Source organism: Saccharopolyspora kobensis (assembly GCF_900108315.1).
GTDB classification, from domain to species: domain Bacteria; phylum Actinomycetota; class Actinomycetes; order Mycobacteriales; family Pseudonocardiaceae; genus Saccharopolyspora; species Saccharopolyspora kobensis.
Map to the genome: position 1 here is coordinate 296,326 of NZ_FNVB01000004.1, position 19,641 is coordinate 315,966.

Annotated in this window: 14 protein-coding genes and 1 riboswitch; of the genes, 9 read left to right on the plus strand and 5 right to left on the minus strand. The window is 72.9% G+C overall.

Annotated elements, in window-relative coordinates; all coding sequences use genetic code 11:
- Positions 1-27: 27 nt before the first annotated feature.
- The 4 genes from C4T78_RS14225 to C4T78_RS14240 all read left to right on the plus strand — a co-directional run bounded on the left by C4T78_RS14225 (position 28) and on the right by C4T78_RS14240 (position 5,134).
- Positions 28-576, plus strand: coding sequence for a PIN domain-containing protein (locus C4T78_RS14225; protein WP_093344688.1), 549 nt, complete (start codon positions 28-30; stop codon positions 574-576).
- Positions 577-639: 63 nt separating this feature from the next.
- Positions 640-2,067, plus strand: coding sequence for a pyridoxal-dependent decarboxylase (locus tag C4T78_RS14230; protein WP_093344690.1), 1,428 nt, complete (start codon positions 640-642; stop codon positions 2,065-2,067).
- Between the two features lie 641 nt (positions 2,068-2,708).
- Positions 2,709-4,508, plus strand: coding sequence for a sensor histidine kinase (locus C4T78_RS14235; protein WP_093344693.1), 1,800 nt, complete (start codon positions 2,709-2,711; stop codon positions 4,506-4,508).
- Positions 4,493-5,134 carry a response regulator gene (locus C4T78_RS14240; RefSeq protein ID WP_093344695.1) on the plus strand — a complete coding sequence of 214 codons (642 nt, stop codon included), beginning with the start codon at positions 4,493-4,495 and terminating at the stop codon, positions 5,132-5,134. The genes C4T78_RS14235 and C4T78_RS14240 overlap by 16 nt, the downstream gene beginning before the upstream one ends.
- Here the strand turns inward: C4T78_RS14240 and C4T78_RS14245 are convergent.
- Positions 5,131-6,105, minus strand: coding sequence for a DMT family transporter (locus tag C4T78_RS14245; RefSeq protein WP_093344697.1), 975 nt, complete (start codon positions 6,103-6,105; stop codon positions 5,131-5,133). The genes C4T78_RS14240 and C4T78_RS14245 overlap by 4 nt on opposite strands.
- Positions 6,106-6,196: 91 nt before the next feature.
- On the opposite strand from C4T78_RS14245, the gene C4T78_RS14250 reads away from it, so the two are divergent.
- Positions 6,197-7,051, plus strand: coding sequence for a LysR substrate-binding domain-containing protein (locus C4T78_RS14250; RefSeq protein WP_093348137.1), 855 nt, complete (start codon positions 6,197-6,199; stop codon positions 7,049-7,051).
- 154 nt (positions 7,052-7,205) lie between these two features.
- On the opposite strand, the gene C4T78_RS14255 is transcribed toward C4T78_RS14250, so the two are convergent.
- Complete coding sequence (locus C4T78_RS14255; RefSeq protein WP_093146567.1) at positions 7,206-7,475, minus strand: DUF1876 domain-containing protein; 270 nt, start codon at positions 7,473-7,475, stop codon at positions 7,206-7,208.
- Between the two features lie 665 nt (positions 7,476-8,140).
- Here C4T78_RS14255 and cobA point away from each other — a divergent pair.
- A complete protein-coding gene (cobA, locus tag C4T78_RS14260) occupies positions 8,141-9,364 on the plus strand; it encodes a uroporphyrinogen-III C-methyltransferase (RefSeq protein WP_093344700.1) in 1,224 nt (407 codons plus the stop codon).
- Between the two features lie 49 nt (positions 9,365-9,413).
- Here cobA and C4T78_RS14265 read toward each other — a convergent pair whose 3' ends face one another.
- A complete protein-coding gene (locus tag C4T78_RS14265) occupies positions 9,414-11,228 on the minus strand; it encodes a bifunctional metallophosphatase/5'-nucleotidase (RefSeq protein WP_093344702.1) in 1,815 nt (604 codons plus the stop codon).
- 219 nt (positions 11,229-11,447) lie between these two features.
- On the minus strand, positions 11,448-15,059 hold the full coding sequence (cobN, locus tag C4T78_RS14270) for a cobaltochelatase subunit CobN (RefSeq protein ID WP_093344705.1): 3,612 nt from the start codon (positions 15,057-15,059) through the stop codon (positions 11,448-11,450).
- A gap of 94 nt (positions 15,060-15,153) precedes the next feature.
- Positions 15,154-15,340, minus strand: a riboswitch (cobalamin riboswitch).
- Between the two features lie 86 nt (positions 15,341-15,426).
- On the opposite strand from cobN, the gene C4T78_RS14275 reads away from it, so the two are divergent.
- From C4T78_RS14275 to C4T78_RS14285, 3 genes are read left to right on the plus strand one after another with little or no spacing between them, the layout of a single operon-like run.
- Complete coding sequence (locus C4T78_RS14275) at positions 15,427-16,644, plus strand: ferredoxin-like domain-containing protein (RefSeq protein WP_093344708.1); 1,218 nt, start codon at positions 15,427-15,429, stop codon at positions 16,642-16,644.
- A 26-nt stretch (positions 16,645-16,670) separates the two neighbouring features.
- Positions 16,671-17,297: a precorrin-8X methylmutase gene (locus C4T78_RS14280; protein ID WP_093348139.1), complete on the plus strand. Its 627-nt coding sequence runs from the start codon at positions 16,671-16,673 to the stop codon at positions 17,295-17,297.
- Positions 17,294-18,823, plus strand: a complete 1,530-nt coding sequence (locus C4T78_RS14285; protein WP_093344710.1) for a precorrin-2 C(20)-methyltransferase — start codon at positions 17,294-17,296, stop codon at positions 18,821-18,823. The genes C4T78_RS14280 and C4T78_RS14285 overlap by 4 nt, the downstream gene beginning before the upstream one ends.
- On the opposite strand, the gene C4T78_RS14290 is transcribed toward C4T78_RS14285, so the two are convergent.
- Positions 18,811-19,557 carry a cobalt-precorrin-6A reductase gene (locus C4T78_RS14290; protein ID WP_218161405.1) on the minus strand — a complete coding sequence of 249 codons (747 nt, stop codon included), beginning with the start codon at positions 19,555-19,557 and terminating at the stop codon, positions 18,811-18,813. The genes C4T78_RS14285 and C4T78_RS14290 overlap by 13 nt on opposite strands.
- Between the last annotated feature and the right edge of the window lie 84 nt (positions 19,558-19,641).

Genomic DNA, 19,641 nt, shown 5'->3' on the forward strand with positions numbered 1-19,641 from the left:
CGGACCGGGAACGCTGAACCACGACGGATGATCCGAGCCTTCCTCGATACGTGCGTGCTGTTCAAGTCGCTGCTCAGCATCGCTGAGGACGACGTGTACCGACCGCTCTGGTCTGCCGACGTGCTGGAGGAATTGCGTCGGAACCTCGTGCGCTCCGGAGTTCCGGAGCATGCCGTTGAACACCGCCTGGAACAGATGCGGGTGCACTTTCCCGGCGCAGAGGTGGCCGGATGCGAAGACCTGGTGGACGGCATGGCGAACCATCACAAGGATCGCCACGTTCTCGCCGCCGCGGTCCGTGGCAATGCGGAAGTGATCGTCACGGAGGACCTCCGTGATTTCCCTCCGGCGGCGCTGGAGCGCTACGACGTCGCGGCCTCGCACCAGGACGAGTTCTTGCTCGATCTGTACGACCTCTCGCCCGGGGCGGTTTTCCGGGCGCTGACCCGACAGGTCTCGCGCTACCGCCGTGATCCACGGTCCGTGGAGGATCTGCTGATCGGGCTGGGCGGGGCCGGAAACGGGTGTCCCCAGTTCGCCGAAGCGTGTCACTTCGACCGGTTCGACGGACTCTGAAGCACGCAGGGACCAGTGGTCGGGGCCGGTCGGGGGTGGCAGGCTGGCGGGGTGAGCGGGCACATGTCTCCGGAGGAGTTCCGGGCGTTCGGCAAGCAGGTCGTCGACTGGGTCGCCGACTACCTCTCCGGTGTCGAGTCGCATCCGGTCCGGTCGCAGGTGCGGCCGGGGGAGGTCCGGGCCCAGCTGCCCGCGCATCCTCCTGAGCAGGGCGAATCCTTCGATGCGGTGCTGCGGGACCTCGATGATCTGCTGATGCCCGGGGTGACGCACTGGCAGCACCCCAACTTCTTCGCCTACTTCCCGGCCAACGCCAGCGGCCCGTCGATCCTCGGCGATCTGCTCTCCAGCGGTCTCGGCGTGCAGGGCATGGTGTGGGCGACCAGCCCGGCCTGCACCGAGCTGGAGACCGTCGTGGTCGACTGGATGGCCGAGCTGCTCGGGCTGCCCGAGCACTTCCGGACCGATGCGGCCGGTGGCGGCGTCATCCAGGACTCCGCGTCCAGCGCTGTGCTGGTGGCCTGCCTGGCCGCGCTCCAGCGGGCCGGCGGCGAGGTCGCGAAGCGGGGCATCGCGCGGCGGCACACCCTCTACGTCTCCGAGCACACCCACTCGTCCCTGGAACGGGCCGCGCGGATGACCGGTATCGGCGCGGACAACGTCCGGGTCGTCGCCGTCGATCCGGAGACCCTCGGCATGGATCCGGCGCACCTGGACGCCCTGATCGCCGAAGACCTCGCCGCCGGTGCCGTGCCGACCATGGTGTGCGCGACCATCGGCACCACGTCGACCACCGCGATCGATCCCGTCCGCGCCATCGGCGAGGTGTGCCGGGCGCGCGGGATCTGGCTGCACGTCGACGCGGCTTACGCGGGCGTTGCGGCGGTGTGCCCGGAGCTGCGCTGGATCAACGACGGCGTCGCCGAGTTCGCCGATTCTTACTGCACCAACGCGCACAAGTGGTTGCTGACCAACTTCGACTGCAGCCTGCTGTGGCTGGCCGACCGCGGGCCGATGATCGATGCGCTGTCGATCCTGCCGGAGTACCTGCGCAACCCCGCCACCGCTTCCGGCGAGGTGATCGACTACCGCGACTGGCAGGTGCCGCTGGGCCGCCGCTTCCGCGCGCTGAAGCTGTGGTCAGTGCTGCGCTGGTACGGGGCCGCCGGGCTGCGCGAGCACATCCGCGCCGGAGTGGGGCTGGCGCAGGAGTTCGCCGGCTGGGTGCGCGAGGATCCGCGGTTCGAGCTGCTGGAGCCGCACCCGCTCGGGCTGGTGTGCTTCTGGCCGCGTTTCCCGGAGCTCTCCACCGAGGAGGCCGGTGAACGCACCTACCGGATCATGGAATCGCTGAACGAGTCCGGGGAGCTGTACCTGACGCACACCAAAGTGGACGGTCGGACGGTGTTGCGGTTCGCCGTCGGTTCGCCGCAGACCGAGCGCAGGCACGTGCTCGCCGCGTGGAAGCGCATTCAGGAGGCGGTCGGCTGATCTGCCCGCCACCAGGGCGTAGCCGATCAGCACGAGCAGGTGCGCAGGCCGCTCACCCGCGCTGGCTGCGTGCAGCGCCTGGATCGCCGCGCCGGAGGCGGTGAAGTGGAGACCCGGGATCAGCCCGGGCAGCAACAGGATCGAGGCGAGCAGCGGGCGGCGCGCGCACAGCAGACCGACCGTCAGCACCGCCAACGCGGACAGCGGACCCGCCACGAGCAGCGCGGACGCCTCCGCCGGAGTGGTCGCGCGGGCCGCGGCGACGAGCACCACCGCGAGCGCTGCCAGCAGGTCCGCGGTGAACCGGGCGATCGGATCGGGGCCCGGCCGCGCCGCGAGCGCGATGGCCGCGATGATCAGCGCGGTGCCTGCGGCGAAGTCGCCGAGCACGGCCAGGCCGCAGAGCGCGATCAGCGGGCTGCGGGCCAGGCGGGCCAGTTGCGCCCCGGTCCGCCGGGGCAGGTCGCAGGTGCGGAAGTCCGCCTGTTCCCGCGAGTTCGGGGAGGGCATGGCGGTGACGTTAGGCTCGCTGCGGAACCGGCGGTATGCGGTTGGCTGCCGGTCGGGGGTGGAGATAACTCCACCCCGGGTCGGGAACCAGCTGCAAGGTCAACACCGTCGCCGCCGAAAAGAATCGACCCATGCGAATCAGAACTGCCGGGCGAGGCCTGGTGCTCGCGCTGCTGGCGCTGCCCGGGCCGCTGCTGTTCACGGCCTACACGTTGGCGCCCTTCGTGTCGATGCTGGGAATCCCGGCCCTGGGCGAGCGGATCGTGGGGTGGTGCCGGGGCGCGATCGACCTGACCCGCAGGCTGTCCGGTGACTGGTGCGAGGCGCCGGTCGAGTCGTCGTACCTCCCGCCGCCGTCCGAGCCGCAACCGGACGCGGAGGGCTGGTACCGGCACGACCGGATGGTCTACCGGACACCTCGCGTGCCCCGGTACCTGCGGCGGGTGGAGTGGGTGTCGGAGGATCCGGCGACGGGGCAGGACCTGAGCTGGCTGCTGCTCAACACGGTCGTCGGCCCGGTGCTGGGCCTGCTGGCGGTCATCGGCGGGCAGCCGGTGCTGCGGCTCTACGGGCGGTGGACGCGCTCGCGGCTGGGCGTGGTCGAGCCGCGCGGGTGGCAGCTGTGGGTCAACGGCGGGCTGCGGGCGCTCTGGCAGTTCGCGCTGCTCGTCCCGCTGGCGGTCCTGAACCTGGTCTGCGGTGTGCTGGTGGTCGTCCTGTTCGTGCTCGCCCACGTGCTCGGGCTGCACCTGTGGTGGCCCTGGTGCAACGCGCTCGCGCAGCGGCTGGCCGGGCTCGGCAGGCGGCTCGCGGGGAAGTGGTCGGGAATCCCGGTGGGGGAGCTGTACCAGCCGCTCGTCGAGCCGGTGCCCACCGCCGACGGCCTCTACCGGGCCGGTCGCGAGCTGAAGTCCTCGCCGCGCGCGGCGCTGCACCGTGCCCGCTACCGGCGCGCGATGACCGATCCGGCCACCGGGCGGGACCTGCTGTGGCTGCTCGGCGACGGCCCGGTCACCGCGCTGCTGCTCGCGCCGCTCGCCGTGCTCGGCTGGGTCTTCCTGTGGGGGCTGTGGATCCCGTTCTGGGTGTGGGTCGGCCGTTTCTTCGCCGAGTTCGGATCGCCGTGGGAGCAGGTGTGGGCGCCCGCGAAGTGGCTCGCGGACACGCCGCTGCTCGGGATGCCGCTGGGTCTGCTGGCCGGTGCCGGTGCGCTGGCCCTCGCTCCGCTGCTGCTGCGCCTGCACGGCCGCTGGACGAAGCTGCTGCTCGCCCCGACCGAGAGCGCGGAGCTGGCGCAGCGGGTTCGTCGACTGGCCGAGACCCGGGCCGACGCGACCGAGGCCGAGGACACCCGGCTGCGGCGCATCGAGCGCGACCTGCACGACGGTCCGCAGGCCCGGTTGGTCGCGCTCGGGCTGAAGCTCTCGGCCGCCGAACAGCTGGTGGACCGCGATCCGGTGCGCGCCAAGGAGCTGCTGGGCGAGACCAAGGCGGATTCGGGCCTGGCGCTGGCCGAGCTCCGCGCCCTGGTCCGCGGCATCCGGCCGCCGGTGCTGACCGAGCGCGGGCTGGTCGACGCGGTCCGCGCGGTGGCGCTGGACCTGGTCGTGCCGATCGAGGTCGAGGCCGACGTGCCGGGCCGGTGCCCGTCCGCCGTCGAGACCGCCGCCTACTTCGCGACGCTCGAACTGATCACCAACGCGATCAAGCACAGCGGGGCGGAGTCCATCCGGGTCGAGCTGCGCTACGCCGAGCCGGTGCTGCGGGTGGTGGTCACCGACGACGGCCGGGGCGGTGCCTCGCCGGAATCCGGGGGCGGGCTGACCGGAATCCTGCGCCGCATCGGTACGTTCGACGGAACCCTGCAGCTGACCAGCCCGCCCGGTGGGCCGACCGCGGCGACGATGGAGATCCCGTGCGCGTTGTCCTAGCCGAAGACCTCTTCCTCCTCCGCGACGGGCTGCGAACGCTGCTCACCGCGCACGGCTTCGAGGTGGTGGCCGCCGTGGAGACCGGGCCGGAGCTGGAGCGGGCGCTGGTCGAGCAGCGGCCGGACGTGGCGGTCGTCGACGTCCGGCTGCCGCCGACCCAGACCGACGAGGGCCTGCGGGCCGCGTTGTCCGCGCGGCGCGAGATCCCGGGTCTGCCGGTGCTTGTGCTGTCCCAGCACGTCGAGCAGCTGTACGCGCGGGAGCTGCTGGCCGACGGCGCCGGTGGCGTCGGCTACCTGCTCAAGGACCGGGTCTTCAACGCCGACCAGTTCATCGACGCGGTGCGGCGGGTCGCCGCAGGCGGCACCGCGATGGACCCGGAGGTGATCGCGAAGCTGGTCGCCCGCCGCACGACTCCGCTGCAGCGGCTGACCGAGCGGGAGAACGACGTCCTCGCGCTGATGGCCGAAGGGCGGTCCAACGCGGCGATCGCGCAGCAGCTGGTGGTCAGCGAAGGTGCGGTGAGCAAGCACATCGCGAGCATCTTCGGCAAGCTCGACCTGACCACCTCGGAGGACACCAACCGCCGGGTTCTGGCCGTGCTGGAGTACCTCAGATCCTCCTAGTGGTTGTTCTGCGCGGGTGGTTGCTCGGCGGAACTGAGTGCTTCCGGGTGCGCCTCCTGATGTACGGACACGCTGAGAGTGCTTTCAAGCCGTGAGCGCGCGCGGCGCGCCGCGGGCTCCGGGCGGGTGCCGAGCAGGCAGGCCGCGGCGCCGAGGGCGATGCCGATCAGGACCGCGGGCGTCGGCGTCTCGCCGAGCAGCGGCCAGGCCAGCAGCGCCGCGCCCGGCGGCACGGCGCTGAACAGGGAACTCGCCCGGCTCGCCCCGCCCACGGCGACCGCCCGCAGGTAGCAGGTGGTGCCCAGCACCGAGCCCGCCAGCACCAGCCACACCAGCACCGCGGTGGCCTGCGCCCAGTGCACGTCCTGGCCGTGCTCGAAGGGCGCGAGCACGCCGACGGCGACGGCCGCTGCCGCCGACTGCACCGCTCCACCCGCTCGCGGGTCGATCGGGCCGCAGAACCGCTGCTGGTAGAGCCCGCCCGCGGAGAACCCCAGGAGCCCGATCAGGGCGAGCAGGATTCCCGGGTTCGGAGTGCCTTCGGCGAGCACCTGGCCGCCGAGGGTGATGACCACGGCGAGCACTCCGAGGACGAGCCCCGCCACGCGCGCCCGGCTCAACCGCTCCCGCAGCAGCACGGCGGCGAGCGCCGCGGTGAGCACCGGGTTCATGGCGATCACCAGCGCGGTCACCGAAGCCGGCACGCCGATGCTCATCGCGCCGTAGCAGCCGCCGAACTGCGCGCCGTAGGTGAGGATCCCGGAGACGGCCGTGTGCCCCAGCCGCCTGCCGCGCGGCCAGGCGGCGCGGGAGAACTTCGCGATCACCGCGAGCAGCGCGGCGGCCGCTGTCAGGCGCACGGTGGTCAGCAGGAACGGGGGAGCGGCGGCGACGCCGAGCTTCCCGGTGGGGAATCCGCTGGCCCAGATGAACACGATCGGCGCTGCCAGCGACAGCGGGATGCTCTTCATGATCCCAGGTTCGCCCTGGCCCCGGGCTCGCGTCCAACGACGATAAGTGATCGCGATCGATCGCATTCGCTGATCGGTTATCGTGATGGGCATGAGCGCTGTGCTGGACGTGGTCGCGTTGCGGAGCCTGGTCGCGGTGGCCGACTGCGGCGGGTTCCACCGGGCCGCCACCGCGCTGTCGCTGACGCAGTCCGCGGTCAGCCAGCACGTGCGCAAGCTGGAACGGGTGGTGGACCGGAAGCTGGTGGCGCGGGAAGGGCGGCAGGCGCGGTTCACCGCGGCGGGCGAACTGCTGCTGGCCGAGGCCCGGCGCATTCTCGAAGTGCACGACTCGGCGCTGCGCAGGCTCGGCGCCGAAGAGCCGCGCGCGCTCGTCTTCGGCTCCACCGAGCACGCGGCCGACCGGTTGCTCCCGGAACTGGCCACCCGGCTCCGCGCGGCCTTCCCGTCGTGGGAGGTGCGGTTCCGGCTCGACCGCACGGCCCGGCTGGCGGACGCCGTCGACCGCGGCAGCATCGACATCGCGCTGCTGATCGACTACTTCGACGGCGGGCGCAACCGCGAAGCCGGGCAGTTCGAGCTGGAGTGGTTCGCCGCGCCGGACTGGGAACCGCCGACTCCCGACGAACCGCTCCCGATGGTCGTCTTCGACGAGCCGTGCGTGACGCGGCGGCTCGCGGTCGGCGCGGTGGCCGGGCTCGGCAGGCAGCCGGACCTGGTGTGCGAGGCGGCCGACCTGGCCGGAGTGCTCGCGGCGGTGCGGTCGGGGCTCGGCGTGGCGCTGCTGCCCTCGGTGAAGCCGAGGCTGGAGGGCCTGGTGGTGCGCGAAGACCTGCCGCGCCTCGGACCGGCCCCGCTGCGCGTCCGGGCCCGCCCGGGCCTGGACGCGCGGGTCGCCCGCCAGGCCGCCGAAGCGGTCCGGGAAGTCCTCAAGATCCACACCTGAGACTCCGTTTCCGCTTGTCCCGTGAGCGTTTTGGGGTGCCATAGCGCCCCAAAGCGCTCACGGGTCGCCACCAGCGGAAACGGAGTCGCGGAAGCGGTTTCGCGCGAAATCGACGGGCGGTCCAGCCGGGAGCGTGCGGCCGGGCCGCCGCGCGTCAGGCGGGGAGGTGCACTCGGCGGTGCAGGCGTTCGCCGATGTCCGTCGCCGCGTTGTCCAGCAACTTGTGCGCCAGTTCGAACAGGGCGCGGGCGATCGCGATCTCGTCGCCGATCTGCGGTACCTCCGGATCGTCCGGGTGGCGTCGCGCGGTTCCGTGGCCGTGCAGCGCCTGGCCGGACGGGGTGGTGAAGCCGACGTCGGCGGTGGTCTTCGCGCCGGCCTCCACCACCTGCAGGTTCAACGTGATGGTGTGGGTCTCGTTCATGGTCGCCTCCTGGTCCCCGTCAGCCCGCTGGTGCAGGCCCTTCAGGTCGCCGTAGCCCCAGCATGCGCGCGCTCCTCGCACCGCGAAAGGCCGATGTTCATCCATCCGGAGTACCCGCCGGGGGCGGAGACGACACGGTTCCGGATGGAGCCGCGATCCGCTGCTCCGGGACTTCGCGGTTCCGGCCCGGACGTCGCCGGGCGGGGTGACCGGCGTCACCGGGTCTGGCCGGTGGTGTCGGGAAACGCCCCGTTCGTCCACGATGGACGGTCGAGCTCCGGGAGCAGGTGACGTGTTGCGCGCCGCAGGCGCTGTTCGGCTGTCTGATCCCGGCCGCTTTCATGGCAGGATGGTCGCCAACCGCGCTCTGGCGGACGCCGCGCCTCGCGTGACCGGCGACCACGAGCCGCGCCTGCCGGCGCCGTGCGGTCAGGCGGTGATCGTGAGCCACGACGATGTGGCCGACCACGCACCTCGAGCACCGGGCCCCGGCGCGCCGGGGCGAAGCACGACATGGACCACGGACACGACCCCCCTCGTGTCAACCCGGGTCCTGCTCAACTGCACCAAAGGGGACCGTGATGCAACCCAGCCACAAGAAACCGCGAAACGCGAGTTCGATCCCGGACGCAACCACCACTGAAGATCGCGGAGAGGCGGGCTGCATGACCAAGCACCTTGAGCACCACTACTTCGCGGGTCTGGACCTCACCGGGAAGCGGGTGGTGGTCGTCGGCGCGGGCACCGTCGCGCAGCGCCGGGTGCCACGGCTGATCAACTCCGGTGCGCGGGTGGAGGTCATCGCGCCCGAGGCGACGCCGGCGGTCGAGGCGATGGCGGCCGCGGGCGAGCTGACCTGGCACCGGCGCCCCTACGCCGCCGGTGACCTGGAAGGCGCTTGGTACGCGGTGGCGTGCGCGACCGGCAGCGAGGTGAACGCGGCGGTCGCGGCGGAGGCCGAGGAGCGCCGCGTCTTCTGCGTGCGGGCCGACGACGCGTCCGGGGGAACCGCGGTCACCCCGGCGGTCGCGCAGCACGGCGGGCTGCTGCTCGGCGTGCTGGCGGGCGGTGAGCACCGGCGCTCGGCCGCGGTGCGCGACGCGCTCGTGGAGGCGCTGCGGACCGGCGTGGTCGACGAGAACTCCGAGCCGCCCGCGGCCGGTGTGGCGCTGGTGGGCGGCGGCCCCGGCGACCCGGACTTGATCACCGTTCGCGGCCGCCAGCTCCTGGGCCGCGCGGACGTGGTGATCACCGATCGGCTGGCGCCGCGCGAGCTGCTCGAAGAACTCGGCCCGCACGTGGAGGTGGTGGACGCCTCGAAGATCCCCTACGGGCGCGCGGCGAACCAGGACGTCATCAACTCGCTGCTGATCGAGCACGCCAAGGCGGGCAAGTTCGTGGTGCGGCTCAAGGGCGGTGACCCGTACCTGTTCGGGCGGGGTTTCGAGGAGCTGCTGGCCTGCGTCGAAGCGGGCGTCGCCGTGACCGCGGTCCCCGGGATCACCAGCGCTTTCGCGGCGCCGTCGGCGGCCGACGTGCCGGTGACGCACCGCGGTGTCGCGCACGAGGTCGTGGTGGTGTCCGGCCACGTCGGCCCGCACGACGAGCAGTCGCTCGTGGACTGGCCCGCGCTCGGGCGGTTGCGCGGAACCATCGTGCTGATGATGGGCGTCAAGCGGATCGCGGAGTTCGCGGCGGTCCTGACCGAGCACGGCCGCGACCCGAAGACCGCGGTCGCGGTGGTCCAGGAAGGCACCACGCGCAACCAGAAGACGCTCCGCACGACGTTGGGCGAGGTCGCCGAGGCGATCAGCGAAGCGGGCATCAAGCCGCCGGCGACCATCGTCATCGGCCCGGTCGCCGACCTGGCACCCGAAGCGCGCCGGTAGTTCCCGTCCGCGCCGCGCGGACGCTGGGTGCCCGCGCGGCGCGAGCGAGCTACTTCGCCCGGACCCGGTCGAGCGCCGGAGGGGCGAGCGGCGCCTGCGCGCGCAGGTACCCGGCCAGCGCGTCGGGGCCGGAGTAGGCCGTCCGGTGCTGGTCGCGGGCGTTGAACAGGGCGGTGAACCCCGGGACGGCGCGCTGGGGCGCGAAGTCCTTGGACAGCGTCGCGACCCGGTAGGTGGCGTTGGGCTTGAGCGGCTTGCCGTCGATGCGGACCTGCCCGAAGGCGATGCGCTCGCCGACAGGTGCCGCCGGGTCGTATCGGTACTCGACGTTGCTCGAGACGGCCAGCGGCTGGAAGGTGGTGGAGCCGTCGTCGGCCCGCTGCCACTGGCTCTCCAGCAGCTGGGCGAGTTCGCGGCCGGTCAGCTCACCGCTCGTGAGGGCTGCCCCGAAGCCGCCCTTCTCGTGGATCACACCGAACATCAGCTCGCCGAAGAGCACGCGGCCGGGAGCGTCGGCGGGATTGCCGGCGGTCGGGGCGTGGTCGACGTCGCGCAGCAGCGTGTTCGGCATGACGATCACGATGTCGGCGCCGCCGTCCCGCCGCGCCGCCCACCGGAACGCGTCGGCGGTGGCGTTGCCGAGGCTCGACTCCTCCGCGTCGGCGGACGTGCGGGTGAGGTCACCGGCGATGTCGGTGACGGGCTCGTTCTTGCGCTGCTCCAAGCGGTCGCGCCAGTACCGGGCCATCCGGAGGACCTCGGGGTCCGGGGTCACGGTGCGGGTGTTGGCGTGGTTGGTGGAGGTGGTCCGGTCGCGCAGGACGTCACCGGTCGCGGGGTCCAGCTGGAGGTTGATCTCGCTGATGAGGCGGCCGTGGTTGGCGGCCTCGACGACCGGGCGGGGATCGCCCGCCGGGTCGGGCAACGTGCAGTTGCCGAGGGCGTGCCAGTGCCCGGTGATGATGGCGTCGACGGCGGGCGAGATCTGCTCGTTCATCTCGACCACCGGCCCGGATGGATTCGTGCAGTCGTTGTAGAAGTCACCGGCCTGCGAGAACCCCTCGTGGACGGTGGCGACGACGGCCTGCACGCCTTGGGCCTGGAGCTCGGCGGCGTACCGGTTGATCGCCGCGACTTCCGGCTCGAAGCGCAGCTGGTCGGACGGCCAGTACGAGAGCCCCTCGTCGGGCGTGCCGCTCGTGGTCGCGTGGATGAAGCCCACGGGCAGCGTTCCGCCGCGCCCGTCGTCGACCTGCTCGACGTGGTACGGCTTCGCGATCAGCTCGCCGGTCGCGCCGTCGACGACGTTCGCGGAGTAGTAGTCGAAGTCGGCTCCGGCGAACTCCTCGCCGGTGGAGTCGGTGAAGCAGAGGTCGCCGTCGGGGCGGCCCTCGCAGGTGCCGTCGACCATGTGGCGCAGGTAGTCGAGGTCGCGGTCCAGCTCGTGGTTGCCGATCGTCGAGAACCGCAGGCCGATGTGGTTGAGGTACTCGATCGTCGGCTCGTTCCAGAAGTACGCGGTCTCGCCGGGCCATCCGGAGAAGTCGTCACCGGCCGAGAACAGGATCGAGTTCGCCTCGGGCAGGGCGGCCCGGTCGCGGAGCCGGTCCAGGTGGGCTGCCAGGTAGGCGCCGCCGCCGACGGTCTGGGGCGCGTCACCGGCGTGGGCGCCCGGCACCGTCGTGGTGTAGTCGCCGAAGTAGCCGTGGAAGTCGGTGATGGACAGCAGCTGCACCGGGACGGGATCGGGCGCCGAGCCGTCCGCCGCGGCGGGCACCGCCGAAGTCAGGACGAGTCCTGCGGAGATCGCGGTGACCAGTCGGTGCCGTCGAGGACGGCTGATCCGCGAGCGGGCGTTGGACATGGGGCTGCGGCTCCTTGGAAGAGGTGGATGGCCGCTGAGGAAGCGCCATGCCTGCATCCGAGCAACGTGACACCGGGCAACGGCCGATGTGAGTGTTGTTCCGGGATGCGAACGCCGGGTGACGCAGGAGCGACCGGAGCCGGAAATCCTTCCGCGCGCGGAGGGGAATCTGAAAAGCGCGCTGCACGAAACCGTCGGGTTTCGCGCAGCGCGCGAGGTTCAGCGCTGGGGGCCGTCCTCCAGGTCGCCCTCGGTCTGCAGGTAGACCTCCTGGAGGGCCTGCAGGGTGTTCGGGTCCGGCTCCTGCCACATCTCGCGGTTGGCCGCCTCCAGCAGGCGCTCGGTGATGCCGTGCAGCGCCCACGGGTTGGACTCGGTGAGGAACTTCTGGTTCTCCTCGTCCAGCACGTAGGTCTCGGCCAGCTTCTCGTACATCCAGTCGGCCACCACGCCGGTCGTCGCGTCGTAGCCGAACAGGTAGTCCACCGTCGCCGCGAGCTCGAAGGCGCCCTTGTAGCCGTGCCGCCGCATCGCCGCCAGCCACCGCGGGTTGACCACGCGGGCCCGGAACACCCGCGAGGTCTCCTCGGTCAGCGACCGGGTGCGGATGGAGTCCGGGCGGGTGCTGTCGCCGATGTAGGCCGCCGGGGCCTTGCCGGTCAGCGCGCGGACGGTGGCGATCATGCCGCCGTGGTACTGGAAGTAGTCGTCGGAGTCGGCGATGTCGTGCTCGCGGGTGTCGGTGTTCTTCGCCGCCACCGAGATCCGCTTGTAGGCGCTCTCCATGTCCGCGCGGGCCGGTGCGCCGTCGAGTTCGCGGCCGTAGGCGAAACCGCCCCACACCGCGTACACCTCGGCCAGGTCGGCGTCGTCGCGCCAGTTCCGGCTGTCGATGAGCGGCAGGATCCCGGCGCCGTACGCGCCCGGCTTGGAGCCGAAGATCCGCATGGTGGCGCGGCGTTCGTCGCCGTGCTCGGCGAGGTCGGCCCGCGCGTGCGCGCGCACGAAGTTCTGCTCGTCCGGCTCGTCGAGGGCAGCGACCAGCCGCACGGCGTCGTCGAGCAGGGCGACCACGTGCGGGAAGGCGTCCCGGAAGAAGCCGCTGATGCGGACGGTGACGTCGATGCGCGGGCGGGCCAGCTCGTCGAGCGGGATCACCTCCAGCCCGTTGACGCGCCGCGAGGCCTCGTCCCAGGTCGGCCGGACGCCCAGCAGCGCCAGCACCTCGGCGATGTCGTCACCGGAGGTGCGCATCGCGCTGGTGCCCCAGACCGACAGCCCGACCGAGCGCGGCCACTCGCCGGTGTCGGCGCGGTAGCGGTCGAGCAGGGATTCCGCGATGGCCCAACCGGTTTCCCACGCCAAGCGGCTGGGCACCGCCTTCGGGTCGACGGAGTAGAAGTTGCGTCCGGTGGGCAGCACGTTGACCAGCCCGCGCAGCGGCGATCCGCTCGGACCGGCGGGCACGTAACCGCCTTCGAGGGCGTGCAGCGTCGCGCTCATCTCGTCGGTGGTGGCCGCGAGCCGCGGCACCACCTCGGTCGCGGCGAACCCCAGCACCGCCACGACGGCGTCGTTGTCCTCGCCGAGGACCTCCCGGCACACCGCCGGAACGGCAGCGACCTCCCAACCGCGGTCCTCCATGCCCTGGACCAGGGCGTGCGCGCGGGTCTCGACGTCGTCGACCTGCTCGCGGGCCGCGCTGCCGTCCTCGGCGAGCCCGAGCGCTTCGCGCAGGCCGGGCAGCGCGGCGCTCTGCCCGCTCCACATCTGCCGGGCCCGCAGCATCGCGAGCACCAGGTTGACCCTGGCCTCGCCGGTCGGCGCGTCGCCGAGCACGTGCAGGCCGTCGCGGATCTGGGCGTCCTTGACCTCGCACAGCCAGCCGTCGACGTGCAGCAGCATGTCGTCGAACTCCGCGTCGTGCGGCCGCTCGTCCAGCCCGAGGTCGTGGTCCAGCTTGGCGGCCTGCATCAGCGTCCAGATCTGGCTGCGGATCGCGGGCAGCTTCGCCGGGTCCATCGCGGAGATGTTGGCGTGCTCGTCCAGCAGCTGCTCCAGCCGCGCGATGTCGCCGTAGCTCTCCGCGCGGGCCATCGGCGGCACCAGGTGGTCGACCAGGGTGGCGTGCACCCGGCGCTTGGCCTGCGTGCCCTCGCCGGGGTCGTTGACCAGGAACGGGTAGATCAGCGGCAGGTCGGCCAGCGCCGCGTCCGGGGCGCAGGAGGCGGACATGCCCGCGGTCTTGCCCGGCAGCCATTCGAGGTTGCCGTGCTTGCCCAGGTGCACCATGGCGTGCGCGCCGAACTCGTCGATCAGCCAGCGGTAGGCGGCCAGGTAGTGGTGGCTCGGCGGCAGGTCCGGGTCGTGGTAGATCGCGATCGGGTTCTCGCCGAAACCGCGCGGCGGCTGCACCATCAGCACGACGTTGCCCGCGCGGACGGCGGCGAGCACGATCTCGCCGTCCGGGTCCTGCGAGCGGTCCACGAACAGCTCGCCGGGCGGCGCTCCCCAGTGCTGCTCGATCGAGCCGCGCAGGTCCTCGGGCAGCGTCGCGAACCACTCCGCGTACCGGCGGGCGGGGATGCGGACCGGGTTGCCGCTCAGCTGCTCCTCGGACAGCCAGTCGCGGTCCTGGCCACCGGCGGCGATCAGCGCGTGGATCAGCGCGTCGCCGTCCTGCCCGGCGACACCGGGCAGCGCGTCGGGGCCGTCCGCCGGGCCGATGTCGTAGCCCTGCTCGCGCAGCGCCCGCAGCAGGCGGACCGCGCTGACCGGGGTGTCGAGGCCGACCGCGTTGCCGATCCGGGAGTGCTTGGTCGGGTAGGCCGACAGCATCAGCGCAAGGCGCTTGTCCTGCGGCGCGACGTGCCGGAGCCGGCCGTGCCGGACCGCGATGCCGGCGACGCGGGCCGCGCGCTCGGGGTCGGCGACGTAGACCGGCAGTCCTTCGGCGTCGTTCTCCTTGAACGAGAACGGCACGGTGATCAGCCTGCCGTCGAACTCCGGCACCGCCACCTGGGTGGCCATGTCCAGCGGGGACAGGCCTTCGTCGTTGTCCTCCCACGCGGCGCGGCTGCTGGTCAGGCACAGCCCCTGCAGGATCGGGATGTCGAGCTCGGCGAGCGCGCCGACGTCCCAGGCCTCGTCGTCGCCACCGGCCGAAGCGGTGGCGGGCTTGGTGCCGCCCGCGGCCAGCACGGTGACGACCAGCGCGTCGGCCTTGCCCAGCTGCTCGATCAGCTGCGGGTCCGGCGTGCGCAGCGAGGCGCAGAACAGCGGCAGGGCCTGCCCGCCCGCGTCCTCGATCGCATCGCACAGCGCGTGCGCGAAGGCGGTGTTGCCCGCCATGTGGTGCGCGCGGTAGTAGAGCACCGCGACGGTCGGGCCCTCGGTGCGCCGCGGCGTGCGCTCCAGCACGCCCCAGGTCGGGGTCTCCGCGGGCGGCTCGAAGCCGTGACCGGTGAGCAGGATCGTGTCGGAGAGGAAACGCTGCAGCTGGGCGAGGTTGTCCGGGCCGCCGTGCGCGAGGTAGCGGTGTGCTTCGGCGCACACGCCTGCCGGGACGGTCGAGCACTCCATCAGCTCGGCGTCCGGCGCCTGCTCACCGCCGAGCACGACCACCGGCCGCGGCCCGGCCAGCAGCGCGTCCAGGCCCTCTTCCCAGGCCCGGCGGCCGCCGAGCAGCCGCACCACGACGAGGTCGACGCCCTCCAGCAGCGGCGGCAGGTCGTCCACGCCGAGCCGGGCCGGGTTGCCGAGCCGGAACCCGGCGCCGGCGGCGCGGGCGCTGAGCAGGTCGGTGTCCGATGTGGACAGAAGCAGGATCATGCGGGTCGCTCCTCGGGTCGGCGACCGGCGTCGCTGGACCAGGGCGCGCGTGCGCAGCGCATGACGGCACCTCTCTCGGGGTCCTCGCCCCGGTTGGCAGGTCGCGGCGACCGGAGTCTCCTGGCTCCCGGATCAGCGCTCACTCCACCTTCCCGTCCAATGTGGACAGTGGCATCAAGGAGTTCGCTCCCCGGTGACAGTGGCGGGACCGCGCCGGATTCGCACCGGCTTCCTCCACATGTCGCCGCTGGGTGTTGCGACCACTCTCCGCAACGAGGCGATCTTACGTCAAGACGTGCCGCCATGATGCGCGTCGCACCCGGCTGGGTTTGCGTCCGCAACTACCCCGGTCCGTAGTATCAGCCGGGTGTTGCGAGGAGCCAGACCGGAGCGGGACGGGTGTCCCGGCGCGTTGCGGGTGCACGAGGCCGCCGACGGCGGATTGGCCCGCATCCGCGTCCCCGGCGGCTCCCTCACCCCGGCCCAGGTCCGCGCGCTCGCCGAGTCCGCGGCGCTGGGCGACGGCGGACTGGAGCTCACCTCCCGGGCGAACGTGCAGGTCCGAGGCCTGCCGGCGGGAGCGGAGCAGGAACTGGCCGCGCGGCTGCGCGGAGCCGGGCTGCTGCCCTCGGCGACGCACGAGCGGGTCCGCAACATCATCGGCTCGCCCTCCGCGGACGGCCGCGAGCTGATCGACGTGCGGGCGGTGGCGGCCGAGCTCGACGAGGCGCTCTGCGCCGACCCGGCCCTGGCCGAGCTGCCGGGGCGGTTCCTGTTCGCGGTCGACGACGGCAGCGGGGACGTCAGCTCGCTCGGTGCCGATGTCGGGCTGCGCGCGCTGACCGCGGACACCGCGGCGCTGCTGCTCGCCGACGTGGACTCCGGGATCCGCGCGCCCCTGCGGCAGGCCGCCGCAGCCGCCATCACCGCGGCGGAGGCCTTCCTGGCGGAGAAAGCGGCGCAGGGCTGCTCGGCATGGCGGCTGGCCGAACTCGACGGCGGCGCACGGCGGATCGCCGAACGGCTGGGCGCGACCGCCGCGCCCGCGCCGGCGCCCGCGGTCCCGCCAACGCATGCGCAGGTCGGACGCGTGCTCCGGCCTGACGGGACGGTCTCCGCGGTGGCCGGAGCGCCACTGGGCCGGTTGACCCCGGAGCAGGTGGATATCATCACCGCCGCGTCCGAGGCCGCGGGCGAGCTGCGCCTGACGCCGTGGCGGACCGTCGTCCTGCCCGGCGTGCGACCGGACGAAGCCGATCGGTGGTTGCCGGAGCTCGGCGCTCGCGGACTGCTCGTGGACCCCGCTTCGGACGGGGTCGGTGTGACCACGTGCGCCGGTCGTCCCGGGTGCGCGAAGTCGCTGGCCGACGTCCGGGAGGACGCCCGGCGCGCGGCACCGGCCGGTGCCCTGCCGGTGCACTGGTCGGGATGCGGGCGGCGCTGCGGCCGACCGCCGGGACGCGTCGTGGAAGTGCTGGCCACCGGCGCCGGCTACGAGGTCGGTCTCGACGGCGCGACGTGGACCTCGGCGGTCGATGTGGACCAGGTATCCGCCGCGCTCGGCGCGGCACGGAGGAATGTGTGAACGAGAACGCTGCCCGCTACCGCGGGGTGCCCGAATACGTCCGGGAAGGCGCGGAGATCTACCGCCGCTCCTTCGCCACGATCCGCGCGGAAGCCCGGCTGGACGGCCTGCCGCCGGAGGTCGCCGGCGTGGCGGTGCGGATGATCCACGCCTGCGGAATGGTCGACCTGGTCGACGACCTCGCGTTCTCCCCGGACGTGGTGATCAACGCGCGCGAGGCGCTGCACCGCGGTGCGCCGATCCTGTGCGACGCCGCGATGGTCGCCGCCGGAGTGACCCGGCGCCGCCTGCCCGCGGACAACCCGGTGATCTGCACCCTGTCCGACGAGCAGGTGCCATCGCTGGCCCGCGAGCTGGGCACGACGCGCAGCGCGGCGGCCCTGGAGCTGTGGCGCGGCCGGCTGGCCGGCTCCGTCGTCGCGATCGGCAACGCGCCGACGGCGCTGTTCCGGCTGCTGGAGATGATCGAGGACGGCGCCCCGAAGCCCGCCGCGGTGCTGGGCCTGCCCGTCGGCTTCATCGGCGCGGCGGAGTCGAAGGACGCGCTGGCCGAGCACCCGAGCGGCTTGGAGCACCTGGTGGTGCGCGGTCGCCGCGGCGGCAGCGCCATGGCGGTTGCCGCCATCAACGCGATCGCGAGCGAGGAAGAGTGAGCAGCAACGGCACGCTTTACGGCGTTGGCCTCGGCCCCGGCGACCCGGAACTGGTGACGGTCAAGGCCGCCCGGCTGATCGAGCGCGCCGAGGTGATCGCCTACCACAGCGCCCGCCACGGCAGGAGCATCGCGCGATCCATCGCCGAGCCCTACCTGCGGCCGGGGCAGATCGAGGAAGCGCTGGTCTACCCGGTGACCACCGAGACCACCGACCACCCGGGCGGTTACCAGGGCGCCATCGACGAGTTCTACGAGGACTGCGCGGCCAGGCTCGCCGCGCACCTGTCCGCGGGCCGGGACGTCGTCCTGCTCGCCGAGGGCGACCCGCTCTTCTACGGCTCCTACATGCACATGCACAAACGGCTGTCCGGGCGCTTCCGGGCCGAGGTGATCCCCGGCATCACCTCGATCAGCGGCGCTTCGGCGGCGTTGGGACGGCCGCTGGCCGAGCGCGACGAGACCTTCACCGTGCTGCCGGGCACGCTCCCGCCGGACGTCCTCGCGGAGCGGCTCGCCGCCACCGACGCGGCGGCGGTGCTCAAGCTGGGCCGCACCTTCGACGGCGTGCGCGAGGCGTTCGAGAAGGCGGGCCGACTCGACGAGGCCTGGTACGTCGAGCGCGCCACCACCGACCGCCAGCGCCACCTGCCGCTGGCCGACGTCGACCCGGACACCGTCCCGTACTTCTCCCTCGCCCTGCTCCCCGGCCCGGCCAACGCCGCGGTTCGCCCGGGTGACGGTCGGTTTCGCGCGGAATCGACGCCGGGCGCTGGAGGTGCAGGTGGGGGTGAGGTCGTGGTGGTCGGGCTCGGGCCCGGCGGGCGCGAGTGGGTGACGCCGGAAGTGCAGGCGGCGCTCGCCGAGGCCGACGACCTGGTCGGCTACACCACGTACCTCGCGCGGGTTCCGGACAACCCGCGGCAGCGCAAGCACGCGTCGGACAACCGCGTCGAGGCCGAGCGGGCGGAGTTCGCGCTGGAGCTGGCGCGGCGCGGCTCGAAGGTCGCCGTGGTCTCGTCCGGGGATCCGGGCGTGTTCGCGATGGCCAGCGCGGTGCTGGAGGTCGCGGCGGAGCGCTCGGACGTGCCGGTGCGGGTGCTGCCCGGGATGACCGCGGCGCAGGCGGTGGCCAGCCGCGTCGGCGCGCCGCTGGGGCACGACTTCTGCGTGCTGTCGCTGTCCGACCGGCTCAAGCCGTGGGAGGTGATCGTCGAGCGCCTGCGGGCCGCCGCGGCGGCCGACCTGGCGATGGCGATCTACAACCCCGCCTCGCGCAGCCGGACCTGGCAGGTCGCGGCCGCGCGGGACGCCGTCCTGGAGCACCGGTCGCCGGACACGCCGGTGGTCATCGGGCGGGACGTCGGCGGCCCGGAGGAGAGCATCAGGACGGTGCGCCTCGCCGATCTCGATCAGTCCGATGTGGACATGCGATGCCTGCTGCTGATCGGGTCCTCGACCACGCGCATCACCGCGGGCGCCGACGGCCGCGAGGTCGTGTTCACGCCGAGGCGCTACCCGGCGTGATCGCGCGGCACGGCATCGAGCCAGGCCACGGCCTGCTCGACGGTCCCGGCCGACGGCACGTCGGGCCGGGGCGGGCGCTGCACCATCACCACCGGCAGCCCCAGCTCGCGGGCCGCGGTGAGCTTCGCGCTGGTCATCGAACCGCCGCTGTTCTTGCTGACCAGCACCTCGATGCGGTGCTCCCGCAGCAGCGCGAGCTCGTCGTGGACGGTGAACGGGCCGCGCGCGAGCAGCACCGTGGTGCGCGGGGGCAGCGGTGGTTCCGGTGGATCGACGGTGCGGACCAGGAACCGGAGGTCGAGCCCGGCGAAGTGGGCGAGGCCCTGCCTGCCGGTGGTGAGGAAGATCCGTTCGCCCAGCTCCGGCAGCAGCTCGGCGGCAGCGGCCATCGAAGGCACCGGTCGCCAGTCGTCGCCGCTCTCCGGTTCCCAGGCGGGACGGCGCAGCACCAGCAGCGGGCACCCCGCGCGCTGCGCCGCTGCCACGGCGTTGTCGCTGATCGTCCGGGCGAACGGGTGGGTGGCGTCCACGACCGCGCGGACGCGCTCCCGCCGGAGCCAGTCGGCCAGCCCGTCCGGTCCGCCGAACCCGCCGACGCGCACGTCGCCGGGTGGCAGCTGCGGCTCCCGGACCCGGCCGGCCAGCGACGACGTCACGTGCAGGTCGGGCCGCTCGTGGAGCCGTCCGGCGAGCGCTCGGGCTTCGCCGGTGCCGCCGAGGATGAGCACGCGCATGTGGCGCATTCTTCCACTGCGGCTTCTCTGCTCCTTTTGCGCGGCGGTGCCGGTGGCGGAACCTCAGACGCCGCATGGACCGCG

Coding starts and splice junctions, on each gene's coding strand:
- C4T78_RS14225 (WP_093344688.1), top strand. CDS start 28: ATGATCCGAGCCTTCCTCGATACGTGCGTGCTGTTCAAGTCGCTGCTC.
- C4T78_RS14230 (WP_093344690.1), top strand. CDS start 640: ATGTCTCCGGAGGAGTTCCGGGCGTTCGGCAAGCAGGTCGTCGACTGG.
- C4T78_RS14235 (WP_093344693.1), top strand. CDS start 2,709: ATGCGAATCAGAACTGCCGGGCGAGGCCTGGTGCTCGCGCTGCTGGCG.
- C4T78_RS14245 (WP_093344697.1), bottom strand. CDS start 6,105: ATGAAGAGCATCCCGCTGTCGCTGGCAGCGCCGATCGTGTTCATCTGG.
- C4T78_RS14250 (WP_093348137.1), top strand. CDS start 6,197: ATGAGCGCTGTGCTGGACGTGGTCGCGTTGCGGAGCCTGGTCGCGGTG.
- C4T78_RS14255 (WP_093146567.1), bottom strand. CDS start 7,475: ATGAACGAGACCCACACCATCACGTTGAACCTGCAGGTGGTGGAGGCC.
- cobA (WP_093344700.1), top strand. CDS start 8,141: ATGACCAAGCACCTTGAGCACCACTACTTCGCGGGTCTGGACCTCACC.
- C4T78_RS14265 (WP_093344702.1), bottom strand. CDS start 11,228: ATGTCCAACGCCCGCTCGCGGATCAGCCGTCCTCGACGGCACCGACTG.
- cobN (WP_093344705.1), bottom strand. CDS start 15,059: ATGATCCTGCTTCTGTCCACATCGGACACCGACCTGCTCAGCGCCCGC.
- C4T78_RS14290 (WP_218161405.1), bottom strand. CDS start 19,557: ATGCGCGTGCTCATCCTCGGCGGCACCGGCGAAGCCCGAGCGCTCGCC.